We start from the raw sequence: 12,268 nt of genomic DNA on the forward strand, positions 1-12,268 counted from the left end.
AGTTCAATGCATTCTAATTTGAAAGCAATGCTAAATTTTTCTTTTCTATACATAAAAAATGCCCCTAAAAAGCGTCTAACTTTTTGGGGGCAGTCCAATTGAGCGGATTTTTTATTTTTTGATGAATTTCAATACAACTAAATCTCCCTGTTTATCTTTCAGTTTTAGAAAATAATTTCCGGAAGTAAGTTGATTAATTGCAATTTCCTTTGCAAATTGACTCTTTAAAATAATTCTTCCATTGATATCTATAATTTCATAGTCCTGAAAATTCCGGTCAGTATTCACCTTTAAAATATCTGAAACAGGATTCGGGTAAACTTTGATCAAAACAGTATTATTTTTAGGCATTGTTTCATGAGTTGCTAAAAATAAGCATGACGGTGGAGTTGTTATTGCTCCGTCTGTAAAATCATAATATAATGTACTTCCCATCGGGATTAAATTAGTACTGATGGTGGCGGGAATATTCTCAAAAGGAGTACAATTGTTAAAACGTACATTGGCGCTTTCAAAATTTCTGGTAGCCTTATACCATGATTCGCATCCTGCAGGCTGCATTACAACTCCCGGCCAGAATGTATCTATTGCAAATCCGTCAATTGAATTGGGACTCACCATGTCAACCATTACACAGCTTCCGGTAGTCCATGTAGATGGGATTTTAAAGTAAATAGTAGCCGTAGGAATACTCCCTGTATAATACTTTTTACTGATTACAGCTGAAGAATTTCCCTGTCCGTTCACCAGAAAGGCCTTGATTTCCTTATTCTGATCAATAGCAATCTGTACATTATTGATTGCCGAGGCCGAACTCAGTGTTGGGCTGCTTCCGTCCGTCGTATAGTAAATAGTCCCATTTCCTGAAATAGTAGCCTGATAAGCATTATAATAATGATTGGGAAAAGGACTTATCATTAGCTGTGAAAAAATAAATGAGGATATAAAAAATGAAGAAAAAAGTAGTAATTTTTTCATATAAATGGATATTAGTTTATTTCTTGTAAAATTAATAAAAATGCATCCATAAATAAGGTATTTATTTTTCAATTTTAAGAAACTTAAATGTTAATTCTTTCGTCCGTTTTTATTTTAAATATTAACTTTGGCAATCTTTGAATTTAATAAAAGGGTTTCATGGAATTTAAGTGATTTCATAAATCCGTTAAAAATGAATATCAACATATGAAACTTAAGTACAGTCTGCTGGCTTTGGCAGCTCCGCTTTTAATGAATGCACAACAAGTAATGACGCCTGAAATTCTTTGGACTTTGAAAAAAGTTGGAGTACAGGCAGTTTCACCAGATCAGGGTTCCCTTATCTATAAAGTAGGACAGGTAGATCTGAAAACAGAAAAAACAAAAAACGAGAACTATTTCTTAAATGTTCTTAATAATCAGTCTTCCAAAATTGATTTCGGAAAAAAGGCTCTTATTCAGTGGGATAAAAACGGAATTTATGCTCAGGAAGGTGACAAAATCTATCTTTCTAAAGACGCCGGAAAAACCTGGACAGAATTCTATACCATTGGTGAAGCAGACAATATCGTAATTTCTCCGGATGGGAAGAAAATTGCTTTCAGTAAGCAGGTGCTGGTAGAAAAAGTAATGGGTAAAGATAAATTCAGTGATACTCCTAAAACCACAGCTCAGGTATATACAGACCTGAACCACAGACACTGGGATTATTTCAATGAAGGAAAATACAACCATGTATTTGTTGTAAACACAGCCGATAAAGTAGAAGGAGCTAAAGACCTTCTGGAAGGGAAAACATGGGATTCTCCTCAGAGACCTTTCGGTGGTGCTGAAGACTTTATCTGGAGCCCGGATTCTGCACAGCTTTTATATGTTACAAAACCTAAAAGCGGGAAAGAATACGCAACTAGTACCAATACAGATATCTTTGCTTACGATCTGGCATCCGGTACAACCAAAAACCTTACAGAATCCAACAAAGGATATGATCTCAACCCAAAATTCAGCCCGGACGGAAAATCTTTAATCTGGCAGAGCATGGCCAGAGACGGATATGAAGCAGATAAAAATGATGTGAAAATCTTAGACTGGAAGTCAGGGAAGACTACTAATCTTACATCAGGCTGGGATGAAAGTGTGTCTGGAGATGTTCTTTGGGGTGCAGATTCAAAAACAATCTACTTCACAGCAGCATTCAGAGGTACAAAACAGCTTTTTGCACTGGATTCAAAATCTGCAAAAGTACAGCAGATCACAAAAGGAGATTTTGACGTCAACGAAATCTTCACAGATAATAAAACTTCACTTTTAGTAGGAAGAACAGACGTAAACCATGCTACAGAATTATTCTCTGTAAACGTTAAGAACGGAGAAATGAAGCAGGTAACTGAAGCTAACAAAGATGCTTATGCAAAAATGGCTCAGGGGAAATCTGAACTTAAAATGGTAAAAACTTCAGATGGTAAAGAAATGGGAGTTTGGTTCCATTATCCACCGAACTTTGATCCGAACAAAAAATATCCTACTTTGGTATATTGTCAGGGAGGTCCACAGTCTGCACTTACTCAGTATTTCAGTGTAAGATGGAACTTTGCCTTAATGACTGCTAACGATTATATCGTAGTGGCTCCAAACAGAAGAGGGATGCCAGGCTGGGGAACAAAATGGAATGAAGAGATTTCAAGAGACTGGGGCGGACAGCCGATGAGAGATTATCTGGCAGCAACAGATTTTGCGAAAACTTTACCCTATGTAGATGGTGACAGAGTAGCCGCTGTAGGAGCTAGTTACGGAGGGTACAGTGTATTTATGCTGGCAGGAATCCATGAAAATAGATTCAAGACCTTCATTGCTCACGATGGATTATTTGATATGAAATCCTGGTACTTGACTACTGAAGAACTTTGGTTTGCTAATTGGGATCTTGGTTCTCCATGGGAAAAACCACTTCCAAAAGCGTATACAGAATTCAATCCAAGCAACTTTGTAGAAAAATGGAACAAGCCGATTATGATTGTTCAGGGAGGAATTGATTTCCGTGTTCCTTACGAGCAAGGGCAGGAAGCTTTTCAGGCTGCAAAATTAAGAGGATTAAAATCTAAACTGGTGTACTTCCCGAACGAAAATCACTGGGTACTTCATCCACAAAACGGATTGGTATGGCAGAGAGAATTCTTCGATTGGCTGAAGGAAACTTTATAAGACACAAAACAATTTATGATCAATAGAAACGGGCTCTAGCCCGTTTTTTTTATAAGGAATAATCTGACTAACTTCTAACAACCCTCTTTCAGCTTCCTAATCTGCAAGCAATAAAATCTCTATATTTGAATATGCAAAACCGTATTTCTTCATTTCCACCTCTTATTGATCCCCAATCTGAAATTTTAATTTTAGGATCCATACCCGGAGTGAAATCATTAGAAAAGCAACAGTATTATGGCCATCCTCAAAATAAATTCTGGAAAATTATTTTTGAATTGCTGAACGAAGAATTCACAGATGATTACACTCAAAGAATAGAAATCATCAGGAAACATCATATTGCACTCTGGGATGTCATTGATTCCTGTGAGAGAAAAGGAAGCCTGGATTCTGAAATCAGAAACGAAGAAGCCAATCAGATTGCTGAATTACTGGAAGAACACCCAAATGTAAAAGCTATTTTTTGCAATGGTGGAAAATCTCACAAAAACTTACAGAAATTGCTAGGGAAAAATTATAGACTACCTATTTTTTATTGCCTTCTACAAGCCCGCTTCATACCGTTTCGTTTGAAAGGAAATTGGAAGAATGGAAGAGAATTCTGGAGTTTTTGAAGTGAAAAAGTTTGAGAGTCGGAGGGTATTAGAGTTTTAGAGTGGTTAAGAGATTTAGAGTTACGAGTTTTCGGGATGCGGGTTTGAGGGTGAAATTTTAGATTTTTTTATGAAAAGACAAACTACGCACTTTATTTATCCATCCACCTTGTCATTCCGCAGGAATTTATGCGCTTATAAACCAAACTCTCCGACCCTCAAACTCTCCGACTCTCAAACTCATTAGCTCCCAAGTATTCCCTCAATCCCTTCAACAGTTCCAGCTGATTTTTTGTTCTATCAAGGTTGTGCTCAGGATGTGTGATAGAATAGTAAGTACTTCCATTTAGATAATCCGTTAAAAAACGAAGTTCTTGTATATAAATGGTGACTTGTGCTGCATAATCAAGACTCTCAGATTCTTCCGGAGTCAATTTTTCTTTTAGATAAAATAAAAATCCTTCTTTTACAACCTTATACATTTCGGGATTGAAATTGTTTTTTGCACTTCCGTCATCCTCATGGGCTGCATTGGTATAGGACTGGATCATTGTTCCAAAATCATATAAAATTGTAGAAATCATCATGGTATCCAGATCAATCACAGCCAACGGTTGATGATTCTGATCGAAGAGAATATTGCTGATTTTTACATCGGCATGAATAATTCTTTTAGGAATCTGATTGGTTTTTTCCATTTCAATCCATTGATCAGGCAAGGATAAAAGCTGGTTGGTGATTTCTATTTCTATATTTGCATTTTCTTTTAAATGGGGAGCAGCATCTTTTAATGCATTTTTATAATCAGCAACCCTTTTCTCAAAATTAAGGAAATTAGGAAGAGAATCTTCAATGGCAGGCAGTTTTTCAGTATTAATGGTGGTCAGGAAATAACTGAAGGTTTTAGCCGCTTCAAAAGCCACCTGTAAAGATGGAGCGGAAAGAAAGGTGATACTGTTTTCTACGAAACTCAACATGCGCCACGGCTGGCCATTTGCATCTTCTATCAAAAGCCTATTGTTTTGAGAGGGGATAGGCTGAATAATTTGAAACTGATAATCATTTGCTTTGAGAATTTCATTAATCATTAAATGATTATTGACAATCACCTCCGGCTGTTTGAAAACATGGTTGTTGATTTCTGCAGAATAAACTTTTTTGCCTGATCTTTATCTTCCAAAAATAGGTTGTATTGATCAATCCGTCAGTAATAGGAGTGAGTTCATAATGATCTGTACCAATAAACTCATTAATAATATCATTTAATTCCATAAATCTTCCGGATATCTGTTGTTCTTAATCTCTGAAGTCAGAAAACCAATAATTTCCTTTTTGTCATCGGCATAAGTAACTCCCATCCATTGGGAGGGAGAGGCTTTTACCTTTACTTTTACTCTGTTTTCGTCCATCATTTTTTGTACTGCGGAAGGAATATAATATTCTTGATCAGGCAGCGGATCAGATTCAAGGAAATCATAAAAATAGGCTTCAAGATAACAGAAAATATGAGGATGAAAAATAAAAAAATTCATGGATACCAATGTTTCAGGATCCAGTTTTATATTCTCTCCGTTTTTAATATAAATGATGGAGCTATTTATTCTTTGAATAGAAGTTTGTTCCTCAACTTTGATCAGATAATTTTCAGCATCCAATGTACAAATTCCCCTTGCAACAGCACCGTTTCCACTTAATGTTGTTCCTACAGGATAGGCAATCATTCCTAATTGTATGTCTGAAATATGATGATGGTTAATCTCATGGGCTGCCAGCTGATAGGCTTCTTTTCCATAGAAATCATCCGCATTAATCATCACAAAAGGCTCCTGTATCGAATATTTAGCACAAAGAACAGCATGAGCAGTTCCCCAAGGTTTTTCACGGTCAGGATAATCAAAACCCTCTAATGATATAGGAATACTGTCTATCTCCTGATATACCCAATGAAGTTCAAAATCTTTAGCTTTTGAAATACCGTTGAGCCTTTCAATATAACTTTCTGGAATCAGTTTGTTGACAATAATAACAACTTTTTGAAAACCGGCTTCCAAAGCATCAAAGATAGAATACTCCAGAATCGGAGAACCGTTATTAAGTATTCCGTCTACCTGCTTGAGTCCTTTATACCTGCTTCCTAATCCACCTGCTAATATGAGTAATGTCTTTTTAGAACTCATCGGTCATTCCAAATACGGGTTTACGGGTTTTCCATTTTCCATTGGTGAAGTCAGGAATATCAACCACCTGACCGCCTTTGGCAATAGACTCTTCACTCAGTGGCGTAATGGAATACCATAAAGCAAGATCATACACATCCATTGGGAATTCTATATTTCGTTTGATACATTCTATAAAAGTATTCATCACAAAGAAATCCATTCCTCCATGTCCGGCTCCTGCAGCAGTATTTTCAAATTTCTTCCACATGGGGTGGTCATATTCTTTCATCCATTTTTCTGTATTGTCCCAGCGGTGGGTATGGTTCATTGTTTTTTCAAAATAAATATTACCCTGGTTGAATTCTCCCCATCCGAAATCCTGCCACAATCCTTCAGTTCCCTGAACTCTGAAGCCCAGGTCGTAAGGTCTCTGTAAGCTTGTATCATGAGTAAGAAGAATGGTTTCTCCGTTAGCACATGCTATTTGAGTCGTTACGATATCTCCCTGATTGAATTTTACTTTAGCACTTGGATGGTTTTCTCCGCCTTTTGGATGTTCAACAATATACTTATGAAGTCCTACAGATTTTGATGAGAATGAAGAAAGCCTTGTTAAACGATTTCCTCTGTTGATATCCATCATCATAGCCACAGGGCCTAAACCATGCGTAGGATAAAGCTCGCCATTACGCTTTACATAATGCTCAGTTCTCCATTTCGCTTCACTGAATCCTTTTTCTCCAAACTCAGCACCGGAATTATAAGGAGTAACCCCGTCATTGAAAAGGACTCCTCTCAGATCATGCTGATAGCCGCCTCTTCCGTGTACTAATTCCCCGAACATCCCTTTGCGGACCATATTCAGGATGGCCATAATATCTCTTCGGTAGCACACGTTTTCCATCATAAATATAGGAACTTTTGTTTCCTCGTATACTCTTACAAATTCCCAGCAGTCCTCAAGTTTGATGGCTCCGGAAACTTCCATGCCTACGATTTTTTTAGCACGCATTGCTTCTACGCCCTGTGTAAGGTGCCATTCCCATGGAGTAGCAATCACAACAGCGTCTATTGTTTTTAATTTGAGAAGATTTCGATAATCATATTCTCCATTGGAAAACTCCTGAGCAGCAGGTTTATTATTGTCTTTTAAGATTTTTTGAGACGCGGCAAGCATTCTTTTCTCCGGATCTGCAAATGCTACAATCTCTACATCATTACGTTTTGCCAGTAATTTTACATGTTCCTGACCACGAAGACCTACGCCGATAAAACCGACACGAACCTTTTTATCTGTTTTAAAATCATGAGAATAGGCAAATAATGAATTGGGTAAAACCAGTGCCCCAAAGCTCGCTAAAGCTGCTGTCTTAAGAAAGTTTCTGCGGGAGTTACTATTGTCCATCTATTTTTTTCTTAAATATATAAAAACTTTTGTAAATCCCGATGAGGTGAGAGAAATTGGGTGGGAGAGATGCTGGTTTGAGTGTTTGAGAGCGAGAATGAGAGACAAAATTTCGAGATTTGGGTTCGGGTTTTGGGATATGAGTAGTGAAAGTGCAGATTCCTTCGGAACGGATAAACGATGTGCTTTATTTATCCATTCACTTTGTCATTCCGCAGGAATCTAGATATGGTATCTAATACTTGAAAAATAGAGATTTCTTTGCCCTTTCGCCTAAAAATTTATTGGTTGATCCATGCTTTTCTTAGAGCCAGCTGTTGGGAGTCTGGATTAGTTAAAACAGTTACTTTTCCGGTGGCTTCATCATAGTTGAAACCAGCTTTTTTCAGGTATTCTTTCAAGGGAAGAGGTTGGGTACCTTCTATATAATCTTTGAAAAATGTACGTATTTCCGGATGGGTCATTTTAGCAATTTCATCGAAAAGATCATCGTCATTAAAATATTTACCTGCTCCGTATTTTTTCATAAGCATCTGCATCAGATCCTGAGTTCCCATTTTTCCGTTAGAAAGTTCTCGTAGCCTTATATCCAGACATAATCCAAGCAATGCCCCTTTCATATAAAAATTCATATACTGATCCTGTCTTTCCATAGATTTTTTACTCATTTCCGTAAAAGACAGCGTGTTGTCAAATGCTTTCATTTCTTTGATCTTTTCTTCCAGACTTTTTTCAAAATCCTCCAGGCCGATCATTCTTTGTTTAATGGGCATATGGATGGTAGCATACTCTGTCATCCCTTCATATAGCCAAAGATGTTTAGACATGACAGGATTCAGGAAATCATAATGCTGAATTTCTCCTGAATGAATATTGAGTGGTGTCACAACATGGAAAAATTCATGGGAAGCAACTCTGTTCAAAGCATTCGGCAGAAACTTCATACTTCCGGAACGGTACAGACATACTGTAGAGTGGGAGTGTTCCAGCCCGTCACCTAAATATCCATTCTCATTGGAAGATTCATAATAAATCAGAAAAGCATATTTGTTGACTGGTAATGTTCCGCCAAGATAATCCTGCTGATTTTTCAGGATATTTTCTATTTCGTGGGCAATCGTTTTGGAATAATGTCTTTCCTTCTTGTTGTAGAATGAAACAAGTACTTTGGTATGCCCTATTTTGAGCCATGTGGTATCGGGAACAGAATATAAAACAGGAGAATCTACCAATTCACGATAGTCCTTTGCCCAAACCATATCCGTAATATTATTTTTCTGTTGATAATCTAAGGCCGAAGAAGCATAGAAATCCTTGTTTTTTGTAATAGTAATCTGATAGGGAATATCTTTCATTTCTTCAAAATATCCTACTAAAGAATTATAATTGATGACAAAAACGCTGTCTTTTATAAACGTGCTGCCGGCAGATCGGGCTTCATTAGATTCTTTTTCCAGAGAGTCCCATCCGTCAGCTACCTGGTATGAAATTTTCTTTACACGGTTAAGATCATGCACCATCCAGCTGTTTTTGTCCAGACGTTCGGTCATGATTTTCTTACCGTTTTTATCAGTGGCTGTGAAATCAGAAACATACTGGCCGAAATTCATAGCCTGATAAAACCCGGGTACCAGTTTTGGAATGATAAATTTGCCCTGTTTAAGATTATTCTTTGGGGGCGAAAAAGATACCCGGACTTCATCATTAGACATATGAAGAAGATCTATAGAATATTCGTATTTTTTCTTTGAAGTCTTTGCCATCATTATGGTAGGTAGTAAGATGATCACAAAAAATAGCTTGATAAGAGTATTCATAAGCTGCATTATTTATTACGAATATTTTAAATCATTTCTAAATTGGGTCTGTTTTATTTTTCCATGTAATACACTTCTTCATAAGGCTGAATCAGTACCCATCCATGTCCTGAGAACTTCATCTGGAATTCTTCACCACTTCCTCTTCCGATAAGACTTTTGAATGAAACATTGGTTTTGAGTTCCGGGCTTAGATTTCCGGACCATGCAACAGTAGCATTAGGATCTGTAAATACTGGAGTGTCAGGAGTTACTAGTAAAGTTAAAGGATCTCCATGAGTGGTAATAGCAATATGCCCTGTTCCTGAAAGTTTTACCTGGAAAAGTCCGCCAGACATCATTCCTGCAATACTTTTCAGCATAGTGATATCACTTTTTACACTTTGTTCGTGAGCAAGAACGTCATTTCCGTTCACGCATACAGATTCATTATTCAGATATAGAATACGGACTTTCTTTCCGGAATCTGCTACATAAAGTTTTCCGGAACCTTCCGCTTTCATCAGCTTAGCTCCTTCACCACTGATTGCTTTCTTCAAAAGATTTCCAATTCCTCCGGACAACATTCCCTGTCTTTCAAAATTGATATTACCCACATAGCTCACCATACTTCCTCTTTTCGTCCATACTGCCTGATTATTAAGATTGATTTCCAGAAGGTGTTTGGTTTCCAGTTCAAAATAATCTCTTTGTTGTGGATTCTCTTTTGTTTCATTGATAAATGCTTCTATCGAATATTTACTCATAATGATAATTTTTAATTTGTTGTTTTTATAGTGTAGTTATTTTAGTTTGTCGAGTTTATACTCTCTTTTGTTACTTTTAGGATTCAGATCTACAAATTCATACTCTTCAAAGTGGGCAAGTTTTGCTTGGAATATTTCAGTTGCTTTTTCTACTGACCAGGTTTTAGGATAATGAAAGCCTTCAAACTCTGCATTGAAGATCTGTGCTTTGAATTCATGGGAAAACTCATTATCACCCGCATAGGTTAATGCTATTTTACCCGTCCATGAAATATCATACCGATTACCTTCTTTTTTTGAAAACCGGATGTGATGACCGGCACAGCTGTCATGTCCCAGCAGGTAAATATTGAAGGCAAGATCGTCATCATCAAAATGATTTTCAGAAGGAAGATCGTTACTGAAAAGATCATTTCTCACAACAGCATCGAAGTCCAGTTTTTCATCAAGGTTGTTAATTCTGATTCCTCTTTGCCCACCCCAATAATTTGAAGATAAAGTACAGGCATGGTAATTTCCCCATACTATTTTGGAATCCCAGTCAGGTAGTTCTTCCTCTTCTTCCTCATTGTTTTCCTCATCATTAGCATAATAATTTTCGGTTTTTAAATGAAAATCAAACCAGATAAATCCATATTCGTCAATTCGTCCACTCCAGTTGAATGTTTCAATTGTATGACCGTTAGGGTACGGATTATCAATAAAGTATATTTTGCCTGCAGTTTCCATGTGGGATTTATTTTTTCCAAAAATAGTCTTTTTAAACCTTGAAACTCCCCGTAAAATCACGGTTTTATATTTGATTGTAAATAATACTTGACAAAGGGGTATTCAATGTTGTATATTTGCACTCCGAAAATTACACCTTGTAATTTCAATAATTTTTAAACCGTAATTTAAAAAATGAAAACATCAGATTTTAATTTTGATCTTCCTGCGGAATTATTAGCAGAACACCCATCAGAGCACAGAGACGAAGCCAGATTAATGGTACTTGATAGAAAAACACAAACTATCGAGCATAAATTATTCAAGGATGTTGTGGATTATTTTGATGAAAATGATTTGTTCATCTTCAACAATACTAAAGTTTTCCCTGCACGTCTTTACGGAAATAAAGAAAAAACAGGTGCTAAAATTGAAGTTTTCTTATTAAGAGAACTTGATAAAGAAACGAGAGTTTGGGATGTTTTAGTAGATCCTGCAAGAAAAATCAGAATTGGTAACAAATTATTCTTCACGGAAGATGAGTCTTTGGTAGCAGAAGTTATCGATAATACTACTTCAAGAGGAAGAACATTAAGATTCTTATTCGATGGTTCTTACGACGAATTCAGAACGAAGCTAAAAGAATTGGGAGAAACTCCACTTCCAAAATACATCAAAAGAGCAGTAGAACCAGAAGATGCAGAAAGATATCAGACCATCTATGCAAAAGTAGAAGGAGCAGTAGCTGCACCTACAGCAGGGCTTCACTTCTCTAAGCATTTGATGAAGAGATTAGAGATCAAAGGGATCAATTTTGCTGAAGTTACGCTTCACGTAGGATTGGGAACATTCAACCCAATTGAGGTAGAAGATCTTTCTAAGCACAAAATGGAGTCTGAAGAGATCATCATTGATGAGAAAAATGCAGAGCTTATCAACAGAGCAGTAGATTCTCACAGAAGAGTTTGTGCAGTAGGTACTACAACGATGAGAGCATTGGAAACTTCTGTTTCTTCAAACAAAAAGATTTCTGCTTTCAACGGATGGACTAATAAATTCATTTATCCGCCTCACGATTTCGGAGTTGCTACTTCAATGATCACCAACTTCCACACACCGAAGTCTACATTATTGATGATGATTGCTGCATTTGCAGGAAGAGATTTCGTAATGCATGCTTATGAAGAAGCCGTAAAAGAAAAGTATAAATTCTATTCTTACGGTGACGCAATGTTAATTCTATAAAAAAGTAAAAAGAGCCAAGCTAAAGGTAATACAAGTAGAAATGAGACAAAATGATTTACTTATAAGAACTTTTACATTTGGAGTTAATTGTCTTAAGTTTTTAAGAACACTTCCAAATGATTCTGAAAGTAAATTAATAAGATTCCAGCTCGGAAAATCAGCTACTTCAATAGGCGCTAATTATGAAGAATCCCAAGCCGGATCTTCTAAAGCTGACTTTAAAAATAAAGTGAAAATTGCTTTAAGAGAAGCAAGAGAAAGTCATTTTTGGCTTCGTGTTTTAGAAGAATTAGATGGTTATGATTCTGAAGAATTTAAATTCTTATTGAATGAAAGTAACGAGTTGAAAAACATTTTGGCTGCAATAGTTAATAATACTAAACTTTAAAAACTTTTTACTTTTAACTTGGCT

Annotated in this window: 11 protein-coding genes; 4 read left to right on the forward strand and 7 right to left on the reverse strand. The window is 36.5% G+C overall.

The window, feature by feature from the left end; all coding sequences use genetic code 11:
• Nucleotides 1-111: 111 nt before the first annotated feature.
• Complete coding sequence (locus BOQ62_RS11840; RefSeq protein WP_129039723.1) at nt 112-978, reverse strand: T9SS type A sorting domain-containing protein; 867 nt, start codon at nt 976-978, stop codon at nt 112-114.
• Between the two features lie 207 nt (nt 979-1,185).
• Between BOQ62_RS11840 and BOQ62_RS11845 the strand changes: the two genes are divergently transcribed.
• Both BOQ62_RS11845 and BOQ62_RS11850 read left to right on the forward strand, forming a co-directional pair.
• Nucleotides 1,186-3,180 carry a S9 family peptidase gene (locus tag BOQ62_RS11845; protein ID WP_129039725.1) on the forward strand — a complete coding sequence of 665 codons (1,995 nt, stop codon included), beginning with the start codon at nt 1,186-1,188 and terminating at the stop codon, nt 3,178-3,180.
• Between the two features lie 131 nt (nt 3,181-3,311).
• The gene (locus BOQ62_RS11850; protein WP_317127378.1) at nt 3,312-3,797 is read left to right on the forward strand and encodes a DNA-deoxyinosine glycosylase; all 486 of its coding nucleotides are present in this window, start codon (nt 3,312-3,314) and stop codon (nt 3,795-3,797) included.
• A 197-nt stretch (nt 3,798-3,994) separates the two neighbouring features.
• Here the strand turns inward: BOQ62_RS11850 and BOQ62_RS11855 are convergent, their stop codons facing one another.
• The 6 genes from BOQ62_RS11855 to BOQ62_RS11880 all read right to left on the reverse strand — a co-directional run bounded on the left by BOQ62_RS11855 (nt 3,995) and on the right by BOQ62_RS11880 (nt 10,632).
• Nucleotides 3,995-4,864: a phosphotransferase enzyme family protein gene (locus tag BOQ62_RS11855; RefSeq protein ID WP_228414001.1), complete on the reverse strand. Its 870-nt coding sequence runs from the start codon at nt 4,862-4,864 to the stop codon at nt 3,995-3,997.
• Between the two features lie 174 nt (nt 4,865-5,038).
• The gene (locus BOQ62_RS11860; RefSeq protein ID WP_129039727.1) at nt 5,039-5,953 is read right to left on the reverse strand and encodes a sugar phosphate nucleotidyltransferase; all 915 of its coding nucleotides are present in this window, start codon (nt 5,951-5,953) and stop codon (nt 5,039-5,041) included.
• Nucleotides 5,943-7,340 (reverse strand): Gfo/Idh/MocA family protein, encoded by a 1,398-nt coding sequence (locus tag BOQ62_RS11865; RefSeq protein WP_129039729.1) that lies wholly within the window; start codon nt 7,338-7,340, stop codon nt 5,943-5,945. Before BOQ62_RS11865 ends, BOQ62_RS11860 begins: the two co-directional genes overlap by 11 nt.
• Before the next feature lie 281 nt (nt 7,341-7,621).
• On the reverse strand, nt 7,622-9,157 hold the full coding sequence (locus BOQ62_RS11870; RefSeq protein WP_164976737.1) for a peptidase M61: 1,536 nt from the start codon (nt 9,155-9,157) through the stop codon (nt 7,622-7,624).
• A gap of 53 nt (nt 9,158-9,210) precedes the next feature.
• On the reverse strand, nt 9,211-9,903 hold the full coding sequence (locus BOQ62_RS11875; protein ID WP_105704470.1) for an AIM24 family protein: 693 nt from the start codon (nt 9,901-9,903) through the stop codon (nt 9,211-9,213).
• 36 nt (nt 9,904-9,939) lie between these two features.
• Nucleotides 9,940-10,632: a hypothetical protein gene (locus BOQ62_RS11880; protein WP_129039733.1), complete on the reverse strand. Its 693-nt coding sequence runs from the start codon at nt 10,630-10,632 to the stop codon at nt 9,940-9,942.
• A 174-nt stretch (nt 10,633-10,806) separates the two neighbouring features.
• Between BOQ62_RS11880 and queA the strand changes: the two genes are divergently transcribed.
• Together queA and BOQ62_RS11890 are read left to right on the forward strand one after the other, a co-directional pair.
• Nucleotides 10,807-11,856: a tRNA preQ1(34) S-adenosylmethionine ribosyltransferase-isomerase QueA gene (gene queA / locus BOQ62_RS11885; protein WP_121488378.1), complete on the forward strand. Its 1,050-nt coding sequence runs from the start codon at nt 10,807-10,809 to the stop codon at nt 11,854-11,856.
• Between the two features lie 40 nt (nt 11,857-11,896).
• Nucleotides 11,897-12,244 (forward strand): four helix bundle protein, encoded by a 348-nt coding sequence (locus BOQ62_RS11890; RefSeq protein WP_129039735.1) that lies wholly within the window; start codon nt 11,897-11,899, stop codon nt 12,242-12,244.
• The last annotated feature ends 24 nt before the right edge of the window (nt 12,245-12,268 follow it).

Origin of the sequence: Chryseobacterium sp. CH21, assembly GCF_004119445.1 — a bacterium.
GTDB lineage: Bacteria > Bacteroidota > Bacteroidia > Flavobacteriales > Weeksellaceae > Chryseobacterium.

Excerpts from the sequence above, each read along its gene's own strand:
- BOQ62_RS11870 (WP_164976737.1), bottom strand. The coding sequence starts at position 9,157 with ATGAATACTCTTATCAAGCTATTTTTTGTGATCATCTTACTACCTACC.
- BOQ62_RS11860 (WP_129039727.1), bottom strand. The coding sequence starts at position 5,953 with ATGAGTTCTAAAAAGACATTACTCATATTAGCAGGTGGATTAGGAAGC.
- BOQ62_RS11850 (WP_317127378.1), top strand. The coding sequence starts at position 3,312 with ATGCAAAACCGTATTTCTTCATTTCCACCTCTTATTGATCCCCAATCT.
- BOQ62_RS11845 (WP_129039725.1), top strand. The coding sequence starts at position 1,186 with ATGAAACTTAAGTACAGTCTGCTGGCTTTGGCAGCTCCGCTTTTAATG.
- BOQ62_RS11840 (WP_129039723.1), bottom strand. The coding sequence starts at position 978 with ATGAAAAAATTACTACTTTTTTCTTCATTTTTTATATCCTCATTTATT.
- queA (WP_121488378.1), top strand. The coding sequence starts at position 10,807 with ATGAAAACATCAGATTTTAATTTTGATCTTCCTGCGGAATTATTAGCA.
- BOQ62_RS11890 (WP_129039735.1), top strand. The coding sequence starts at position 11,897 with ATGAGACAAAATGATTTACTTATAAGAACTTTTACATTTGGAGTTAAT.
- BOQ62_RS11880 (WP_129039733.1), bottom strand. The coding sequence starts at position 10,632 with ATGGAAACTGCAGGCAAAATATACTTTATTGATAATCCGTACCCTAAC.
- BOQ62_RS11875 (WP_105704470.1), bottom strand. The coding sequence starts at position 9,903 with ATGAGTAAATATTCGATAGAAGCATTTATCAATGAAACAAAAGAGAAT.
- BOQ62_RS11865 (WP_129039729.1), bottom strand. The coding sequence starts at position 7,340 with ATGGACAATAGTAACTCCCGCAGAAACTTTCTTAAGACAGCAGCTTTA.
- BOQ62_RS11855 (WP_228414001.1), bottom strand. The coding sequence starts at position 4,864 with ATGATTAATGAAATTCTCAAAGCAAATGATTATCAGTTTCAAATTATT.